Consider the following 18,986-nt stretch of genomic DNA (forward strand, 5'->3'; position numbering starts at 1 on the left):
CAGCGACTACACAAGAATCGGATGAGCGTTACAGAGAACGCTCAACCCTTATCTTGTCGAATACTTCGATGATATCGCCGACTTTAACTTCATAGTTGCGAACGCCAATACCACACTCGGTACCTGCACGCACTTCCGCTACGTCATCCTTGAAGCGACGAAGAGACTCAAGCTCACCTTCAAAAATAACCACATTGTCGCGCAGAACTCGAATAGGCTTGTTACGGTATACAGCGCCTTCCAGAACCATACAACCCGCAACTTGTCCAAATTTCGGGCTCTTGAACGTATCGCGCACTTCCGCAGTGCCGACAATATCTTCCCGGAACTCCGGCGCCAACATACCGGTCAGAGCCTTCTTCACATCGTCAATAATGTTATAAATGACGCTGTAGTAACGAAGCTCAATACCTTCTTTCTCAACGATTTTACGAGCGCTTGCGTCTGCACGCACGTTGAAGCCCACAATGATCGCCTGAGTGGAAAGCGCTAAGTTAGCATCAGTTTCAGTAATACCGCCAACACCGCTCGCAATGATCTTAACCTGAACTTCTTCATTGCCAATTTCTGTTAAAGCGCCAATCAACGCTTCCAGAGAGCCGCGCACATCAGTCTTTAATACAATGTTTAGCTCCTTAACGCCGCCTTTACCCATATTTTCAAACAGGTTCTCCAGGCTCGCAGCCTGTTGACGCTGAAGGCGGGTTTGACGCTCTTTGTTGTGACGAAACTCAGCCACTTCACGCGCTTTTTTCTCGTCAGGCACAACAATAAACTCGTCGCCCGCATCCGGAGTGCCGTTCAGCCCCAGGATTTCCACAGGAATTGAGGGGCCTGCGTCCTGAACATTCTGACCATTTTCGTTTACCATGGCTCTTACGCGACCATAGTACTCACCAGCCAAAACGATATCGCCATGACGCAATGTTCCGTTTTGAACAAGAACAGTCGCAACAGAGCCGCGGCCACGATCCAGACTAGATTCAATTACCACACCTTTACCTGGCGCATCAGGCACTGCCGTTAGCTCCAACATTTCTGACTGTAGCAGTACCGCTTCCAACAGGTCATCAATACCATCGCCAGTGTGAGCGGATACAGGAACAAACTGAACGTCCCCCCCCCACTCTTCAGGAATAACGTCGAGAGCAGACAACTCATTCTTAACACGATCAGGATCCGCTTGCTCCTTGTCCATCTTGTTGACCGCCACTACCAGTGGCACACCAGCTGCTTTCGCGTGCTGAACCGCCTCTTGCGTTTGTGGCATTACGCCATCATCCGCAGCGACAACAAGTATGACAATATCAGTACATTGCGCTCCTCGAGCACGCATGGCTGTAAAAGCGGCATGCCCTGGCGTATCCAGAAACGAAATCATCCCTCGGGGTGTTTCTACATGATATGCGCCAATATGCTGAGTAATTCCACCCGACTCTTGAGCGGCGACCTTCGCGCGACGAATGTAGTCGAGCAAAGAGGTCTTACCATGGTCAACATGTCCCATGACGCTGACGACTGGCGCACGCGATTTTGATTCGCCTTCAAAAGAAATGGACTCAAGCACTTCCGTCTCTACCGCATCTTCCTGAAGCAGTTTGACTTTATGCCCCATTTCCTCAGCAACCAGCTGAGCGACATCCTGATCGATTGACTGATTTAAAGTCGCCATGATCCCCATACCCATCAGGCGTTTGATAACTTCTACGCCTTTCACGGACATTTTCTGGGCTAGTTCTGCGACTGTAATAGTATCCGGAATCACAACCTCCCGAACAATTGGCTGGACAGAACGGTCCTGAACCACCTTGCTCTTCTTTTTACGTTGACGAGCCCGCCTTGGGGCATCTTCACTTGAGTCATCTTCTTCAATTGCGATGACTTTTGAAGACTTGAGTTGAGGCGCAGGCTTAGGCTTGTGCTTCTCGCGACGCTTAAGGTCTTCCGCGTCGACAGGCTCGCGACGCACCTCTGAGTCTTCTTTGTTGCGTCTATGTTTAGACGTTTTTCTTGCTTCTGACTTTTGAGCGTCTTCAGCCGCCTGATCAGCTGCTCCGCCAGTCTTATCCTGACCGCTTTCTGCACTTGCAGCGCTAACCGGCTCATCGTCAGTTGCTTCAGGCGTAATCTCGGCTTCTTGAGTATCCGGGGTCACCACTTCCTGCTGTACGCTTTCAACGACTTCAGCAGTAGCCTCCATGACCGGCTCATTTTGAAGCGCTACTTCAACATCAGTTTCCCGTTCTTTCGCTGCTTCTTCAGCAGCTTTCTGTATATCCTGCTGCTTCTGCGCGTCTACATCGTTGACAGCCTCACTACGCTTGATGTAAGTACGCTTCTTGCGCACTTCAACGTTAATAGACCGACTGGCCCCTGTTCCTGAGGCTTTCAGCGTAGTGGTGGTCTTACGCTTTAGAGTAATTTTCTTTGGCTCAGAAAATGATTCTCCGTGGCTTTGCTTCAAAAATGCTAATAGTTTCTGTTTCTCTGTGTCAGTAACAATATCGCCTTCACCGCGCTTTTCCAGACCCGCGTCAACCATCTGCTTTAACAGACGCTCAACGGGAGCCCCGACGTCTTCGGCAAGCTGCTTAATAGTAACTTCTGCCATGCTTGTCTCCTGTTTGCCCCCGAATTACTGTTGTTCCTCAAACCATGGTTTACGCGCCGTCATTATTAGCTGCGCAGCTCGTTCTTCATCAACTTCATCTATATCGAGGAGGTCATCAACAGATTGTTCGGCCAAGTCTTCCATCGTGACAATACCTTTGCTTGCGAGCACAAACGCCAAGTGCCGGTCCATCCCCTCCATGTTTAACAGGTCTTCCGCAGGCTCCGCTTTTTCCAGCTGCTCTTCGCTTGCGAGAGCTTGATTGATCAGAACATTTTTTGCGCGTTTGCGCAGTTCGGTCACCAGATCCTCGTCAAAATCTTCGATGGCGAGCATCTCTTCCATCGGTACGTAAGCTACCTCTTCCAACGACGTGAAGCCTTCAGAAGCCAATACTTCAGCCAAATCTTCCTCTACGCCAAGTTGGTCAATAAAGCAGTCGACATAGCGCCTAAACTCTTCTTCCTGTTGCTGCCCTGCTTGCTCCTCGGTCAGAACATTAATTTCCCAACCAGTCATCTCTGAGGCCAACTTGACATTCTGCCCGCTACGCCCTATCGCCATAGCCAAATTATCTTCTGAAACAGCCACCTGCATAGTGTGACTATCTTCATCAATGATTATGGAGGCTACTTCGGCCGGCGCCATGGCGTTAATAACCAGCTGAGCAGGGTTATCATCCCACAGAACAATATCAATACGTTCGTTGCCAAGCTCACTGGATACGGCTTGCACTCTCGAGCCACGCATACCTACACAGGCGCCAACTGGGTCTATACGTCCATCATTGGTCTTAACCGCTATCTTGGCCCGTGACCCTGGATCACGCGCAGCAGCCTTGATCTCAATAACTTCTTCTGCTATTTCAGGAACTTCAATTCGGAAAAGCTCAATCAGCATCTGAGAGCAAGCACGACTCAAAATCAACTGAGGCCCTCGGTTGTCCATTCGGATGTCTAGCAGTAACGCACGAACGCGATCACCTACACGGTAAGTCTCTCTGCTGATCAATTGATCCTTCGGCAGCAACGCTTCTGCGTTCGCCCCCAAGTCGACAATAATGTTATCTCGGGTTACTTTCTTAACGACACCGCTTACCAAATCGCCGACTTTTTCTCGGTAGCTGTCGACAATCTTAGTCCGTTCAGCTTCGCGCACCTTTTGAACAATGATCTGCTTGGCTGCTTGTGCGCCAATTCGCCCGAAAGCGACAGCTTCGACTTCCTCTTCGTGGATCTCGCCAGGCTTCAGGTCAAGGCCACTCTCATGCACCTCTTCCAAAGTAAGTTCAGTCCCTAAAGCAGGAACGGCATCATTATCTACCACTAACCAACGACGAAACGCTTGGTATTCACCAGTCTTTCTATCGATATCCACACGAATATCGGCCTCTTCGTCTTCGTAGCGCTTTTTAGTAGCGGTAGCCAAAGCCAATTCAATAGCTTCGAAAATGACGTCTTTATCTACCCCTTTTTCGTTGGAGACCGCTTCCACAACCAACAAGATTTCTTTGTTCATCTTTACCCCGTAATCCCATCAATACTGCGGCACAACATTCACTTTATCTATCGTTTCCACAGGAAATATAAATTCTTCCGCGTCCACTTGGAGCACTATTTCATCATTTTCAACAGCCGCCAAAAGGCCCTTGAACTTACGCCGTCCATTAAAAGGCGCTTGCAACCTGATCTCAATAATCGAGCCTATGTATGCCTTATACTGCTCAATGTTAAAGAGCGGCCGATCCCACCCAGGAGAAGAAACTTCCAGGGTATACTCCCCCTTTATCGGATCTTCAACATCCAAAATAGCGCTAATTTGTCGACTCACTTTTTCACAGTCATCAACTAGCACCCCAGACTCTTTGTCGATATAGATTCGCAACAAACTCCTCTTACCTTGAGCGATGAAATCCATCCCCCAAAAGTCACAGCCCATTCCTTCCACCACGGGCTTGAAAAGTTGGTATAAATCGTCTTTACGAGCCAATAGATTATCTCCGATAGGGAGCACACCCAGCGTGACTTACGCTAAGTCGCCAAACAAAAAATGGGCATTACGCCCATCCTCCGACCACACCATAGTGCAGTTAATAAAAAACCCCTGAAAAGGGGTTTTACAACACGTATCCCAGAAAATACGGCAGCAAAATTATAGTTGCTGCAAAGAAGGCGAGCAACGAGCCCGCCAGTCTTTAATATGGTGCCGAAGGCCGGACTTGAACCGGCACAGCCATAGGCTACTACCCCCTCAAGATAGCGTGTCTACCAATTTCACCACTTCGGCTAAACCTTACTCTAACTCAGGCTTACTATCGGAAGGAGCTTCCGAAGCACCCTGAGGCTCACCAGCGTTAGCGGGGTCCCCATCAATTGAAGGCTCAGACTCCGAGGAAGAGCCAGAGACCGTTTCAACAACAGGAACTCCGTTTGCAGTGACCTGACCAGCTTTTTGTTTAGCAACATAAGCTAAAGCAAAACTGCTCAGAAAGAAAACAATGGCCAGTGTAGTTGTCATTTTCGTCAAAAAAGACCCGCTACCACCGGAACCAAAAACTGTTTGAGAAGCGCCGCCGCCAAAGGAGGCGCCCATATCAGCACCTTTACCCTGTTGAATCAACACCAAGCCAATTACACCAGCTGCAACGATCACATGAACTATAACAATCAGGGTTTCAAACAGTTCCATTTAATCTACCTTACTCTACCGCAGCCTCGATAATAGAGACAAATTCTTCCGAGACTAACGAGGCTCCGCCAACTAGCGCCCCATCTACATCCGGCATTGAGAACAGTTCTTTCGCGTTTGACGACTTAACGCTGCCGCCATACAAAATTCTAATTTTATCCGCAATCTGCGGAAAATGCTTGCGTATATTATTCCGCAAGGCTTTATGCATACTCTGCGCATCATCTGGAGAGGCAGTTTTACCTGTGCCTATAGCCCAAACCGGCTCGTACGCCACAACCCACGATTCATGAGGCTGAACAGACAAAAACACAGCATCAAGTTGCTTGAGTGTAACTTCTTCAGCCTGGCCTGACTCACGCTCTTCCAACGTTTCACCAACACACAGTATTGGAGTCAAACCAGAATCAACGACACGCTTAACCTTGCGAGCGATAATTTCGTCATTTTCAGCGTATAACGCCCTGCGCTCCGAATGCCCTACTATTACCCATGAGCACTTTATATCGGCGCACATCCTCGCACTAACCTCACCGGTATAGGCGCCCTCTTCTGTGGCGGAGCAATTTTGAGCTCCTAATTCAACCATTGAGCCGGAAATCACATTTCCAACACTTTGGAGATACGGAAAGGGAGGACAAACCACAACATCAACTGAGCCTAACGCCTTAGCGCCAACTATGCCTTCTAACAGGGCCTTATTAAGCTCAAGACTTCCGTTAGATTTCCAGTTTCCGGCGATCAGTTTTTTTCGCATTCAACCCTCCAGTTCGCGCGAGGCGCACATACTAACCAAAGTCCCTATAAGTTACAAGTGCGCACAGCTATTATCTATCTATTCAATGTACAGAAGGTCTTTATATAGATCCTTCAACTATTTTGGCCAACTCCGCAACTATAGACCGGACCTTAGCCTCATCCTCACCTTCAGCCATCACTCTGATCACCGGCTCTGTCCCTGATGGCCTCAGCAATACCCGCCCCTTGCCTGCAAATTGTCTTTCAGCACTGGCAATTGCCGATTGAATTGCCGCATGCTCCTTTACGTCCACTTTCTGACTCACCCTCACATTAATCATATGCTGAGGCAGCTTGCTCATACCCTTTTTGGCCTCATGGAGCGTAATTCCCAGATCTGAAAGCGCAGCTAAAACCTGTAAGGAGGAAATAATACCATCTCCCGTTGTAGTCCGATCCAAACAAACAATATGCCCAGAACCTTCCCCCCCCAAACACCAGTCGTTACGCAGCAATGCCTCCATGACATATCTATCCCCAACGTTAGCGCGCTCGAAGGGAATACCCAGTTCGCCGAAGGCAAGCTCTGCACCGAAGTTCGTCATCAGTGTTCCAACCACGCCGCCTTTTAAACGCCCCTTACGCATTTTGTCGCGCGCAATGATATACAGGATCTCATCACCATCAACAATCTCGCCTTTGTGGTCGATCATGACAACACGATCCCCGTCGCCATCGAAGGCTATACCCAAGTCCGCGCCAGTCTCAACAACTTTAGCGGCCAATTGATCTGGGTGAGTTGAGCCTATTTCGTGATTAATATTCAAGCCATCTGGCGTCACGCCGATAGTCTCTACTTTGGCGCCCAGCTCTTTAAACACACTGGGAGCCACCTGGTAGGTGGCGCCTTGCGCACAGTCCAGAACAACTCGCATGCCAGCAAAAGACATATGAAAAGGGACTGTACTTTTACAAAACTCAATATAGCGACCTTTTGCATCCTCAAACCGAGCCGCCTTACCCAACTGGCTTGACGGCACAATTTCCATTGGCTGCCGAATAAAGTGCTCAATTTGCTCTTCCGTCGAATCGGGAAGTTTGGTTCCTTCAGCCGAGAAGAATTTAACGCCATTGTCATTAAAAGGGTTGTGTGAAGCGCTAATGACAATCCCTGCGCAGGCGCGAAATGTACGGGTAAGATACGCAATAGCCGGCGTTGGCATTGGCCCCAGCATCGCCACATCCACCCCGGATGCCGCCAACCCTGACTCCAGTGCAGACTCAAAAATGTATCCAGATATACGAGTATCCTTACCAATGAGAACTCGGTTACGACGCCCTTCCTGACGAAAAACACGTCCAGCCGCCCAGCCCAACTTCAACATAAATTCAGGAGTAATAGGACCTTCACCTACTCGTCCACGTATCCCATCGGTACCAAAATACTCTTTACTCATATCTGTTTAGACTCCTCTAATCGCTGCAGCCACTTTAATTGCATCAACAGTAGCTCCGACGTCATGCGCTCTAATTATACGAGCGCCGTTATATATGGCGACTGCCGCAGCTGAAACGCTTGCAAACAAGCGCTCTTCTACCGCTTTACCTGTTATCATTCCCAGCATGCTTTTGCGTGACACCCCCACCAGTACCGGGGATCCCATATCCACAAACGCCTGCAAATGTTTCATTAAGACGAGGTTGTGCTCCAAGGTTTTGCCGAAACCAAACCCCGGATCCAACATTATTCTCTCTATTTCGATTCCAGCTTCGAGAGCGGCCGAACGTCTCTCGCCCAAGTATGACGAGACTTCTTTAACAATATCAGTATAGGTTGGATTATCCTGCATGGCCCCGGGCTCGCCTTTCATATGCATCAGACAAATAGCCGCTTTTGACGATGCTGCCGCTTCCAACGCGCCACCCCGGGTCAATGCCCGCACATCATTAATTAAATCCGCCCCGAGCGCCACGGATTCGCGCATCACCTCAGGGGTGCTGGTGTCCACGGAAATATTTACATCAAAGCGCGCCCGCACAGCCTCAACTAATGGACAAACTCTATCCAACTCTTGATCAACCGCCACCGGAGCCGCTCCCGGCCTGGTGGACTCGCCACCGATATCTATAAAGACAGCACCTTCAGAAACCATCTTTTCAACTTGGCTTAAAGCGTCATCCGGGGACAAAAACCGTCCCCCGTCAGAAAAAGAATCAGGAGTGACATTCAATACCCCCATAACCACGGGAGTGCTCAAGTCCAATATAGAGTTTGGAAGTGTCAGCTTCATTCGTTATCTCATTTGGAATCTGGTGAGGGTTATACAAAATAAAAAGACCCGGAAAAACCGGGTCATTTAGCTAGACTGAAATGCTTATTGAATTAATGAGATCCGGCTGCTCCACCAATCTCTCCTCCTTTAGGAGGATTCGCATTCGCCTCGACATCTTTTACAGGCTGAGCGCCACTGGGCGGATTAGAGTCACCCCATCCTTTCGGAGGCGGGGGCTCCTGACCAGCCATAATAGCGTCGATTTGCTCTGAGTCTATCGTTTCGTATTTCATCAGAGCATCCGCCATCATGTGGAGCTTACTCATGTTTTCAACAAGCAATTTACGCGCATGCTCATAGCAGTCGTCAATGATGGTTCTGACTTCATCATCAATACGCTGAGCTGTTTCAGGAGAATACACCTTAGGCGCATGACCGGCTGACCGCCCCAAAAACACCTCTTCGTTGTCATCATCATAAAGCAAAGGCCCCAATTTATCCGACAACCCCCACTTCGTAACCATATTGCGAGCAAGGCCGGTTGCGCGCTTTATGTCATTGGAAGCACCAGTTGTAACTCCCTCCACCCCCAATGTCAGCTCTTCAGCGATACGACCGCCAAACAAACTACATATATTACTGATGAGAAACTGCCGACTGTGACTGTAACGATCTTCTTCCGGCAAAAACATAGTCACACCCAAAGCGCGACCACGCGGAATGATGCTCACCTTGTAAACAGGATCATGCTCAGGCACCAGCCTACCAACAATGGCGTGCCCCGCCTCATGATAAGCTGTGTTACGCTTCTCTTTCTCTGACATAACCATAGACTTGCGCTCTGCGCCCATCATGATTTTGTCTTTCGCCAGCTCCATTTCATGCATGCCGACAGTGCGCTTGTTCGCGCGAGCTGAGAACAACGCCGCCTCATTTACCAAGTTCGCAAGGTCAGCGCCCGAGAATCCTGGCGTTCCTCGCGCAATAACGGAAGCATTCACATCATCTTCTAACGGCACCTTACGGAGGTGTACTTTTAAGATCTGCTCACGCCCAACGATATCAGGAAGCCCAACAACCACTTGTCGGTCAAAACGGCCAGGACGCAACAGCGCAGGATCAAGAACATCAGGACGGTTAGTCGCAGCGATCACAATAACGCCTTCATTACCTTCAAACCCGTCCATTTCAACCAATAACTGGTTCAATGTCTGTTCACGCTCATCGTGACCGCCACCCAGGCCTGCTCCACGATGACGACCAACCGCATCAATCTCGTCAATGAAGATGATGCAGGGAGCCTGCTTCTTGGCTTGATCGAACATATCTCTAACACGTGAGGCGCCAACCCCAACGAACATCTCAACGAAGTCCGAACCAGAAATAGAGAAGAAAGGAACCTTGGCTTCGCCTGCGATTGCCTTGGCCAGCAGAGTTTTACCGGTACCAGGGTTACCCACCATCAACACACCGCGCGGGATTCTCCCACCGAGACGCTGAAACTTGCTGGGGTCACGCAAAAAGTCCACGATTTCCTTTACTTCTTCTTTCGCTTCGTCAACACCAGCCACATCAGCAAAGGTCGTCTTAATCTGATCCTCGCCCATAAGTCGGGCCTTACTCTTGCCAAATGACATCGGCCCCTTGCCGCCAGCCCCTCCCTGCATTTGCCGCATGAAGAACATAAAGACCGCAATAATGACCAATATCGGGAACGAGGCGACTAATAGCTGCGTCCAGATACTTTGAGTTTCTGGCTCGCGCCCTTCGACAACCACCTCGTTTTTCATGAGGTCGCCGATTAATCCCAGGTCAGGAATTTCGGGACGGATGGTTGAGAACCTGGACCCATCTTGTCTTTCCCCATCAATCGCCACACCGTCTATGACTACCTTTTTCACCTGGCCACTGTTGACCATCTGTAGAAATTCAGAGTAATTGAGCTTTTGGGCGGACGAGGGGACATTGAAGTTGTTAAATACCGTCAGCAGCACTGCTGCGATAATCAACCAAAGTAATAAATTTTTAGCCATATCGTTCAAGGGCCATCCCTCTTTTCTTACAGACTCGAATAGTAATTTGTCGCTCGGTTCTATGCATTCGCAGGGTTTAGATAACACCAAACCATACTATATGTCCATTATCGCCGCTATTTACATTAATTTTACTAAATAGGACGATTACGAAAGTTTATCCTCGAAACCCTTTGGCAACTAGGTAAATCTCACGTGACCGAGCACGGGACGCGTCAGGTTTGCGTATATTCACGCTACTAAACCTGCCCCTGGACTCCTGCAAAATCTGATCGAAGCCTTCCCCCTGGAAGACCTTGGCGACAAAGCAGCCATTCTTCTTAAGGACGCGACACGCCAAATCAAGCGCTAACTCAACCAGATACATCGCTTTGGGTATATCGACCGATTTCATCCCACTCATATTGGGGGCCATATCGGAAATTACAAGGTCAACAGGCCGACCGTTTACTTCGTTAAGGATCGCATCCAACATTTCACCCTCGGTGAAGTCACCTTGGAAAAACGTCACGCCAGCAATGCTGTCCATTGACAACAGATCGCATGCGATTACTTTCCCCTGATCCCCCACTACGTCAGCGACAACTTGAGACCAACCACCTGGCGCCGCACCAAGATCTATCACCGTCATTCCCGACCTCAATAACTTGTCCTGCCGGTCGAGCTCAATCAATTTGTAGCTGGCTCTAGAACGAAACCCGTCCTCTTTGGATTTTTTTACATAGACATCGCTATGATGCTCATTCAGCCACCGAGAGCTGGATTTAGAACGTCCCACTTTATTGCCTCTGACACGATTATTTTAGTATAGGCACATTTGCTGATACTGTGTTTTTTTGTTCAGAAAGTGCGCCATAGTGCGTTACTATACACGCTTTTCATACGCAAGAAGGTTTCCACACAGACATGACTCTACCCATAGAGCAACGCAAACAGTACCGCGCTATCGCACACCACTTGAAGCCAATTGTCACCATCGCCGGCGCGGGCATTACCGAAGGCGTTATCAATGAGCTTGAACGCGCATTGAACGACCACGAACTGATCAAGGTTAAAATTGCTGTCGGCGAAAAGGAAGAAAGAGCCGAGGTTATCAAAGAGCTTTGCGAGATGTCCCGCTCAGAATTAGTTCAAGTGATTGGGCGCACCGCGATATTGCTTCGCAAAAATCCCAGGCCGAATCCCAAGCTTTCGAACCTTTTACGCCACCAATCTGGCGCGGGCAAGTAAATTAAAAAAGCCGGCTGACGCCGGCTTTTTATTTACGCGTCGCCCTGGTTACAGGTGCTGTACGCCATCTATTTCATACTCAACCATGCCACTTGGCACCTGCACAACGACAACGTCGCCTACAGTTTTTCCAATCAATGCCCGCGCAATCGGCGAAGACACTGAGATTTTACCTTTCTTAATATCCGCTTCGTCATCACCCACGATCTGATAAGAGCTGACATCGTCTGTATCCAGATTGATGATATTCACGGTTACGCCAAAAATGACCTTACCTGTATTCTCAATAGAGGTCACGTCAATAACCTGGGACATGGACAACTTACTTTCAATTTCCGCAATGCGGCCCTCGATAAAGCTCTGTTGTTCACGCGCAGCATGATATTCGGCGTTCTCTTTTAAGTCTCCGTGCTCTCTGGCTTCCGCGATGGCCGTGATTACTCGCGGCCGATCCACAGTCTTCAGACGATTCAACTCTTCACGCAGGGCTTGCTCCCCTGCTTTTGTCATAGGTATTTTGCTCATTTGTCGCCTTGAATGGTTGCATGAATATCCTGAAGACGATTCACAGCGTGATCCTGCCCAACCTTGATTGCGCGGCAGAATGCCTCACCTCCCGTCAGGGTGGTGGTATAGGTCACCTTGTATTGTAGGGCCGACTTACGGATTTCCGCAGAATCCGCAATCGCCTTCCGGCCTTCCGTAGTATTGATAATCAAATCTACTTCTTCATTTTTTATGGCGTCTACGATGTGAGGTCTGCCTTCTCGCACTTTATTGATCCGTTTTACGGGAATGCCCGCTTCTTCGATCGCTTTTGCAGTCCCCGCAGTCGCCATAATCTCGAAGCCTACAGCATTTAACTCCTTAGCTAAAGACACCGCACCCGCTTTATCCGCATCCCTGACACTCAGGAACACAGTTCCGCCTGTCGGTAAAAAGTCTCCACCCGCCGCAGCCGCCTTCGCAAAGGCCTCATCGAAGCTTTTGCCAACGCCCATAACTTCGCCTGTGGACTTCATTTCCGGGCCAAGTATCGGGTCTACGCCAGGGAACTTATTAAACGGGAACACAGACTCTTTGACATTGTAGAAGCTGGGAATAATCTCCTTGGTAAAGCCCTGCGCTTCAAGAGACTTGCCCGCCATGCACAATGCAGCGACCTTTGCCAGCGACACGCCTATCGCTTTGGAAACGAACGGCACTGTACGAGAGGCTCTGGGGTTCACCTCTATCACATAAATTTCGCCATCCTGGTAAGCCAACTGCACGTTCATCAAGCCAACAACCTGCAGCTCAAGGGCCATTTTGATGACCGTTTCACGCATTTTGTCCTGAACATCCGCAGGCAAACTGTACGGAGGCAGCGAACAAGCAGAATCACCAGAGTGAACTCCCGCCTGCTCGATATGCTGCATAATTGCGCCGATCACTACTTTTTCGCCGTCAGAAACCGCGTCGATATCGACTTCAATCGCAGCGTTCAGGAAGTGATCCAGCAACACAGGACTATCGTTGGAAACTCGCACCGCGTCACGCATGTAGCGTTGCAGCTCGACTTCGTCGTAGACGATTTCCATGGCTCGACCGCCCAGGACATAAGACGGACGAACAACCAAGGGATAACCAATTTCCTTCGCTTTACTCAGCGCTTCTTCCTGGCTGCGAGCCGTCGCATTTGGCGGCTGTCGCAACCCCAACCGAACAACCATCTGCTGGAAACGCTCACGGTCTTCAGCACGATCAATGGCGTCAGGAGTTGTTCCGATAATCGGTACGCCTGCTGCTTCCAGCCCTCTCGCCAACTTAAGCGGAGTCTGACCACCGTAGTGAACGATTACGCCACGCGGTTTTTCCAAGTGAACAATAGCAAGAACGTCTTCCAAGGTAATAGGCTCGAAGTACAACCTGTCAGAAGTATCATAATCTGTGGAAACCGTCTCAGGGTTACAGTTGATCATGATGGTTTCATAGCCGTCATCCCGCAAAGCAAAGGCAGCGTGAACGCAGCAATAATCAAACTCAATCCCCTGACCAATTCTGTTAGGACCGCCACCGATAACGATAATTTTTTCACGATCGCTCGGTTGCGCTTCGCACTCTTCGTCGTAGGTGGAATACATGTAAGCCGTCGAGGAAGCAAACTCCGCAGCACAGGTATCCACTCGCTTGAATACCGGCTTGATGCCGTACTCCAGACGCTGCTTGCGCAATGCCTTTTCGTTGATGCCCAATAACTCGGCAAGACGCTGGTCAGAGAACCCCTTACGCTTCAGACGACGCAAGCGGTCAGCTGTCAAGTCTGATAGCGCCATATTGCTCAGCGCCATTTCATCTTTGATCAGATCTTCGATCTGCACCAGATACCAGGGGTCGACCTTGGTATATTCATAAACTTCCTTAACGCTCATTCCCGCACGGAACGCATCGCCAATAAACCAAATCCGCTCGGCGCCAGGCACTTTCAGACCACGGGTCAGAACGTCACTCGCATCTTCAGACCCCAGATCGACTTTAGGTTCAAAGCCAGCCGAGCCAACTTCCAGTCCGCGCAATGCTTTATGGAGAGACTCCTGGAAGTTACGCCCAATCGCCATCACCTCACCCACTGACTTCATTTGCGTCGTCAGTGTCGCATTGGCTTGCGGAAACTTTTCGAAAGTGAAGCGCGGCACTTTAGTGACCACATAGTCGATGCTCGGCTCAAAAGAAGCAGGGGTGACGCCACCCGTGATGTCGTTACTTAGCTCATCCAGGGTATATCCAACCGCCAGCTTTGCTGCAACCTTTGCTATGGGAAAGCCCGTTGCCTTGGACGCTAGCGCAGAAGAACGGGACACACGGGGGTTCATCTCAATCACCACCATGCGGCCAGTTTCAGGGTCCATACCGAACTGTACGTTGGAGCCACCGGTCTCCACGCCAATTTCACGCAACACCGCCACCGACGCGTTACGCATGATCTGGTACTCCTTGTCCGTCAGCGTCTGCGCTGGCGCAACTGTAATGGAGTCGCCAGTGTGCACACCCATGGCGTCAAAATTTTCTATAGAGCAGATGATAATGCAGTTGTCCTTCTTATCTCGAACAACCTCCATCTCGTACTCTTTCCAACCGATCAGCGATTCATCGATCAGCAACTCACGAGTCGGCGACAGCTCCAGGCCCCGTTCGCAAATCTCAATAAACTCTTCTTTGTTATAAGCGATACCGCCGCCGGAGCCACCCATTGTAAAGGAAGGGCGAATAATGGCGGGGAAGCCGATCTGATCCAGCACTTGCAGAGCTTCTTCCATGCTATGCGCAATAGCGGAACGAGGAGTTTCCAGACCGATGGCTTTCATCGCCTTGTCGAACCGCTCACGGTCTTCAGCTTTATCAATGGCGTCCTGTGTAGCGCCAATCATCTCTACGCCATACTGTTCAAGGACGCCTTCACGAGCCAAGTCAAGCGCACAGTTCAATGCCGTTTGCCCACCCATGGTTGGCAGCAGCGCGTCTGGGCGTTCTTTTTCAATGATTTTCGCAACTGTGCGCCAGTTAATCGGCTCGATGTAAGTGGCATCGGCCATGGCTGGATCAGTCATGATGGTGGCGGGGTTGGAGTTCACCAGGATAACGCGATATCCCTCTTCTCTCAGTGCTTTACACGCCTGCGCCCCGGAATAGTCAAATTCACAGGCTTGTCCGATAACGATAGGACCGGCCCCAATAATCAGGATACTATTGATGTCTGTACGTTTTGGCATGTGTGCTCTTCTACTCGCTCGAATCTTGCGACGCCCCGCAGGCCGCCGACATCACCCAGAATTACGCCTGTTTCGGTTCAGACGCGGCGCCGTCGGGCGCCGACGCTGAAATCCGAGTATTAGACTGATCGGTATTTGACTTCCCGCATGGAGTCAATGAACTGGTCAAATAAGGGAGCCACATCGTGCGGGCCCGGACTCGCCTCAGGGTGCCCCTGAAAACTGAAAGCGGCGACGTCAGTGCGTCGAATCCCTTGCAATGAGCCGTCAAACAGAGACTTATGCGTAGCCTCCAGATTGGCGGGCAGCGAAGACTCATCCACTGCAAAACCATGGTTTTGACTAGTGATCATCACTTGCCCTGTGCGCAGATCCTGCACAGGATGGTTAGCGCCATGATGTCCGAATTTCATCTTCTCAGTGCGCGCGCCACTGGCCAGCGCCAGCAACTGATGCCCCAAGCAAATGCCGAACACAGGAGTCTGGGATTGCAAAACTTCAGCAATAGCCTCTATGGCGTAATCGCAGGGCTCAGGGTCGCCAGGGCCATTAGAAAGGAACACACCATCGGGAGACATCGCCAGCACATCCTGCGCAGGAGTTTTCGCCGGCACCACTGTCACGCGACAGCCACGCTCAGCGAGCATACGCAAAATATTCTTTTTCACGCCAAAGTCGTAGGCGACAACATGAAATTCCGCGTCCCCGAGAGTCTGATATCCCTCTCCAAGAACCCAAGTCGACTCTGTCCAATTCAGAACATCAGTACGAGTCACCTCTTTGGCGAGATCCATCCCTTTAAGGCCAGGAAATGCTTTAGCCGCGGCCAGAGCTGCTTCCGGGGTAGCTCCTTCGCCCGCCATAATGCATCCGTTCTGCGCGCCTTTTTCCCGTAAAATACGCGTCAGGCGGCGGGTATCAATGTCAGCGATAGCGACAATGCCGTTTTCCCGGAGATATTCCGATAAACTTTTTTGGCTGCGCCAGTTGCTAACTGTCATGGAAAGATCGCGAATCACCAGACCTGCCGCCCAGACTTGGTCTGACTCGACATCTTCTTCGTTGGTTCCAGTGTTGCCTATGTGGGGGTATGTGAGAGTGACAATTTGTTTTGCGTAGGAAGGATCGGTAAGTATTTCCTGGTATCCGGTCATCGCAGTGTTGAAAACCACTTCGCCGGTGGTTTCGCCGGCTGCGCCGATAGATATCCCATGAAATAAGCTTCCGTCTTCAAGTGCTAGTATTGCGGGTGTAGTCAATTCCATAGCTCGCCAGTTGAAAACGTCTAATCAAACACTTATGAAGGTGGACTCAACTTGCAAAAAAGCGAGAGGGAGATTTAAACTCCGTCCCGCTTTTTAGTGATGTCCGATGTGTATGGGCAACTTGCGCACAAACCCCAATATTCTAGTGGATTTGGCCTGGACTGTCTATTTGTTTTCCACTCTATTTTTGTTGGCGCTTTATTCTTTTCTGGTTTTTTAACACCCGAAACCGTTCAAGCTCAACATGCGCATACCGCCCTCAGAAAACAAATCAGCCTATTTTAAGCCCAGTACATCCTGCATGTCATACAGCCCTGGAGCGACGCCATGCAGCCATAAGGCGGCTTTAACCGCGCCTTTTGCAAACGTCATTCGACTGCTCGCCTTATGCGTTATCTCTATACGCTCTCCCATAGTCGCAAACATCACCGTATGCTCGCCAACAATGTCGCCTGCGCGAATCGTCTCAAATCCAATGGTCTTTTTATCCCGCTCTCCGGTAATGCCTTCACGACCATAGACCGCGCACTCATTCAAGTCGCGCCCTAGCGCTTCAGCCACAACCTCACCCAATCTCAAAGCAGTACCTGACGGCGCATCCTTTTTAAAACGATGATGCGCCTCAATTACTTCCACATCGTAATCGTCGCCAAGCGTTTTGGCTGTCAGCGCAAGTATATTCAACAGCAAGTTCACACCCACGCTCATATTAGGGGCAAATACAACCGGGCAGTCCTTCGCCGCCTCAGACAGTTGCGTCTTTTGCTGCTCACTGAATCCCGTCGTGCCAATCACTATCGCTTTGCCTTCCTTACGGCAAAGCGCCAGCAACTCAAGCGTGGTCTCTGGCGAAGTAAAATCGATAATCACATCAAAGTCATCCAGCACTTGCGCCAAATCATCGACACAGGCAACGCCTCTATTACCCATGCCTGCGATTTCTCCAGCGTCGGCGCCAACTAAAGAGCTGCCAACTCGCACAGAAGCCGCCCCCAAAGTGGCATCCGGGTTATCGCAGACCGCTTCAACCAACACTTTGCCCATGCGCCCGGAAGCGCCCACTATCGCTACTCTGGTCATGCTTATTCCTTAGTTTTCTCTGGAATATTACTGTTACAGGTCTTCCACCACAGCTCCAATACAAAAAAACCGGCGTTCGCCGGTTTTTCGTTGCACATGCAGACTGCTAGAACTTCATATCGTCAAAAAAGCTTTTAACGCCTTCAAACCAGCTATGCTTTTTTGGCGCTTGTTGCCCGCCACTTTCCTCCATTGAGGATTGAAACTCGCGCAGCAAATCTTTCTGTTTTTTGGTCAGGTTTACAGGCGTTTCCACCACCACCCGACACAGCAAATCCCCCGGCGCGCCGCCGCGAACTGGAGTTACCCCCTTTCCTCGCAGACGAAACAGTCTGCCGGTCTGCGTCTCCTCTGGAATCTTGAGCTTCACCCGCCCGTCAAGCGTGGGCACTTCAAGCTCTCCGCCCAATGCCGCATCAACAAAGGAGATTGGCACTTCACAATACAGATTTCTGCCATCACGCGTAAAAATCTTGTGTTCGCGCACAGCGACCTGAACATACAAATCTCCGGGCGGTCCTCCGTTTACTCCCGGCTCGCCTTCACCGGATAAGCGAATGCGATCGCCAGTGTCCACACCGGCCGGCACTTTAACCGAAAGCGTCTTCTGCTCTTCCACATAGCCGCTGCCGTGGCAGGAGCGACAGGGGTTGCGAACAATCTTTCCAGCACCGCGACAGCGAGGACAAGTCTGCTGGATAGAGAAGAAGCCCTGCTGCATACGAACCTGGCCAGCGCCGTTACAAGTGCCGCAAGTTTCTGGCTGCGTACCTTTTTCCGCACCGCTTCCGCCACAACCTTTACACTCCACCTGAGAAGGAACGCGAATCTTCACGGTCGTACCGCGTACCGCTTCTTCCAAGTCAAGATCCAGGGTATATCTTAAATCTGAGCCGCGATTCGCCCGAGTGCGACCTCCGCCACCCCCGCCGAAAATATCGCCGAATACGTCGCCGAATATATCACTGAAACTGGCTCCACCACCAAAGCCGCCGGCTCCAGCATTGCCATCCACTCCGGCGTGACCGAACTGGTCATAAGCCGCTCTTTTCTGATCGTCCGAGAGAACGTCGTAAGCTTCAGTGGCCTCTTTGAACATCTCTTCAGCCGAAGCGTCTCCGGGGTTTCTATCCGGGTGATATTTCATCGCCAAACGCCGGTAAGCCTTCTTGACATCCTTACCGTCTACGTCCCGCGAAACGCCCAACACTTCGTAATAATCGCGTTTTGCCATAACTTAATCTTATGCGCCAACTGCAAAAAAACCGGATTATAACCTAAACACAATAAGGCAGTGCGGTTAAATTCCGCACTGCTTC

General features: G+C 50.4%; 15 protein-coding genes and 1 tRNA gene. 1 reads left to right on the forward strand and 15 read right to left on the reverse strand.

The genetic code is table 11. The features are described 5' to 3' along the window. Positions 1 to 28 precede the first annotated feature (28 nt). From infB to rlmE, 10 genes are all read right to left on the reverse strand, one after another. A complete protein-coding gene (infB, locus tag O5O45_RS20205; RefSeq protein ID WP_305901153.1) occupies positions 29 to 2,611 on the reverse strand; it encodes a translation initiation factor IF-2 in 2,583 nt (860 codons plus the stop codon). Positions 2,612 to 2,635: 24 nt separating this feature from the next. Continuing rightward, positions 2,636 to 4,129, reverse strand: a complete 1,494-nt coding sequence (gene nusA / locus O5O45_RS20210) for a transcription termination factor NusA (protein WP_305901154.1) — start codon at positions 4,127 to 4,129, stop codon at positions 2,636 to 2,638. Positions 4,130 to 4,147: 18 nt separating this feature from the next. Further along, positions 4,148 to 4,600, reverse strand: a complete 453-nt coding sequence (gene rimP, locus O5O45_RS20215) for a ribosome maturation factor RimP (RefSeq protein WP_305901155.1) — start codon at positions 4,598 to 4,600, stop codon at positions 4,148 to 4,150. Positions 4,601 to 4,811: 211 nt separating this feature from the next. Continuing rightward, a tRNA-Leu gene (locus O5O45_RS20220) sits at positions 4,812 to 4,897 on the reverse strand. Between the two features lie 6 nt (positions 4,898 to 4,903). Beyond that, the gene (gene secG, locus O5O45_RS20225) at positions 4,904 to 5,299 is read right to left on the reverse strand and encodes a preprotein translocase subunit SecG (protein ID WP_305901156.1); all 396 of its coding nucleotides are present in this window, start codon (positions 5,297 to 5,299) and stop codon (positions 4,904 to 4,906) included. Between the two features lie 10 nt (positions 5,300 to 5,309). Then, positions 5,310 to 6,056: a triose-phosphate isomerase gene (tpiA, locus tag O5O45_RS20230; RefSeq protein ID WP_305901157.1), complete on the reverse strand. Its 747-nt coding sequence runs from the start codon at positions 6,054 to 6,056 to the stop codon at positions 5,310 to 5,312. 100 nt (positions 6,057 to 6,156) lie between these two features. After that, positions 6,157 to 7,494 (reverse strand): phosphoglucosamine mutase, encoded by a 1,338-nt coding sequence (gene glmM, locus O5O45_RS20235; protein WP_305901158.1) that lies wholly within the window; start codon positions 7,492 to 7,494, stop codon positions 6,157 to 6,159. Positions 7,495 to 7,500: 6 nt separating this feature from the next. Then, on the reverse strand, positions 7,501 to 8,328 hold the full coding sequence (folP, locus tag O5O45_RS20240) for a dihydropteroate synthase (protein ID WP_305901159.1): 828 nt from the start codon (positions 8,326 to 8,328) through the stop codon (positions 7,501 to 7,503). A 92-nt stretch (positions 8,329 to 8,420) separates the two neighbouring features. Then, the gene (ftsH, locus tag O5O45_RS20245; RefSeq protein WP_305906231.1) at positions 8,421 to 10,343 is read right to left on the reverse strand and encodes an ATP-dependent zinc metalloprotease FtsH; all 1,923 of its coding nucleotides are present in this window, start codon (positions 10,341 to 10,343) and stop codon (positions 8,421 to 8,423) included. A 157-nt stretch (positions 10,344 to 10,500) separates the two neighbouring features. Next, a complete protein-coding gene (gene rlmE / locus O5O45_RS20250) occupies positions 10,501 to 11,121 on the reverse strand; it encodes a 23S rRNA (uridine(2552)-2'-O)-methyltransferase RlmE (protein ID WP_305901160.1) in 621 nt (206 codons plus the stop codon). A gap of 128 nt (positions 11,122 to 11,249) precedes the next feature. On the opposite strand from rlmE, the gene yhbY reads away from it, so the two are divergent. Continuing rightward, a complete protein-coding gene (yhbY, locus tag O5O45_RS20255) occupies positions 11,250 to 11,573 on the forward strand; it encodes a ribosome assembly RNA-binding protein YhbY (protein WP_305901161.1) in 324 nt (107 codons plus the stop codon). 48 nt (positions 11,574 to 11,621) lie between these two features. Here the strand turns inward: yhbY and greA are convergent, their stop codons facing one another. The 5 genes from greA to dnaJ all read right to left on the reverse strand — a co-directional run bounded on the left by greA (position 11,622) and on the right by dnaJ (position 18,901). Continuing rightward, a complete protein-coding gene (gene greA, locus O5O45_RS20260; RefSeq protein ID WP_127973276.1) occupies positions 11,622 to 12,098 on the reverse strand; it encodes a transcription elongation factor GreA in 477 nt (158 codons plus the stop codon). Continuing rightward, positions 12,095 to 15,322 (reverse strand): carbamoyl-phosphate synthase large subunit, encoded by a 3,228-nt coding sequence (carB, locus tag O5O45_RS20265; RefSeq protein WP_305901162.1) that lies wholly within the window; start codon positions 15,320 to 15,322, stop codon positions 12,095 to 12,097. Before carB ends, greA begins: the two co-directional genes overlap by 4 nt. A gap of 119 nt (positions 15,323 to 15,441) precedes the next feature. Continuing rightward, complete coding sequence (gene carA / locus O5O45_RS20270) at positions 15,442 to 16,581, reverse strand: glutamine-hydrolyzing carbamoyl-phosphate synthase small subunit (protein ID WP_305906232.1); 1,140 nt, start codon at positions 16,579 to 16,581, stop codon at positions 15,442 to 15,444. 282 nt (positions 16,582 to 16,863) lie between these two features. After that, positions 16,864 to 17,667, reverse strand: a complete 804-nt coding sequence (gene dapB / locus O5O45_RS20275; protein ID WP_305901163.1) for a 4-hydroxy-tetrahydrodipicolinate reductase — start codon at positions 17,665 to 17,667, stop codon at positions 16,864 to 16,866. A 106-nt stretch (positions 17,668 to 17,773) separates the two neighbouring features. Then, positions 17,774 to 18,901 (reverse strand): molecular chaperone DnaJ, encoded by a 1,128-nt coding sequence (gene dnaJ / locus O5O45_RS20280; RefSeq protein ID WP_305901164.1) that lies wholly within the window; start codon positions 18,899 to 18,901, stop codon positions 17,774 to 17,776. Positions 18,902 to 18,986: the final 85 nt, after the last annotated feature.

Origin of the sequence: Hahella sp. HNIBRBA332 (assembly GCF_030719035.1) — a bacterium.
Taxonomy (GTDB): Bacteria; Pseudomonadota; Gammaproteobacteria; order Pseudomonadales; family Oleiphilaceae; genus Hahella.

Coding starts and splice junctions, on each gene's coding strand:
- glmM (WP_305901158.1), bottom strand. CDS start 7,494: ATGAGTAAAGAGTATTTTGGTACCGATGGGATACGTGGACGAGTAGGT.
- greA (WP_127973276.1), bottom strand. CDS start 12,098: ATGAGCAAAATACCTATGACAAAAGCAGGGGAGCAAGCCCTGCGTGAA.
- yhbY (WP_305901161.1), top strand. CDS start 11,250: ATGACTCTACCCATAGAGCAACGCAAACAGTACCGCGCTATCGCACAC.
- nusA (WP_305901154.1), bottom strand. CDS start 4,129: ATGAACAAAGAAATCTTGTTGGTTGTGGAAGCGGTCTCCAACGAAAAA.
- dnaJ (WP_305901164.1), bottom strand. CDS start 18,901: ATGGCAAAACGCGATTATTACGAAGTGTTGGGCGTTTCGCGGGACGTA.
- ftsH (WP_305906231.1), bottom strand. CDS start 10,343: ATGGCTAAAAATTTATTACTTTGGTTGATTATCGCAGCAGTGCTGCTG.
- secG (WP_305901156.1), bottom strand. CDS start 5,299: ATGGAACTGTTTGAAACCCTGATTGTTATAGTTCATGTGATCGTTGCA.
- infB (WP_305901153.1), bottom strand. CDS start 2,611: ATGGCAGAAGTTACTATTAAGCAGCTTGCCGAAGACGTCGGGGCTCCC.
- tpiA (WP_305901157.1), bottom strand. CDS start 6,056: ATGCGAAAAAAACTGATCGCCGGAAACTGGAAATCTAACGGAAGTCTT.
- carB (WP_305901162.1), bottom strand. CDS start 15,322: ATGCCAAAACGTACAGACATCAATAGTATCCTGATTATTGGGGCCGGT.
- dapB (WP_305901163.1), bottom strand. CDS start 17,667: ATGACCAGAGTAGCGATAGTGGGCGCTTCCGGGCGCATGGGCAAAGTG.
- folP (WP_305901159.1), bottom strand. CDS start 8,328: ATGAAGCTGACACTTCCAAACTCTATATTGGACTTGAGCACTCCCGTG.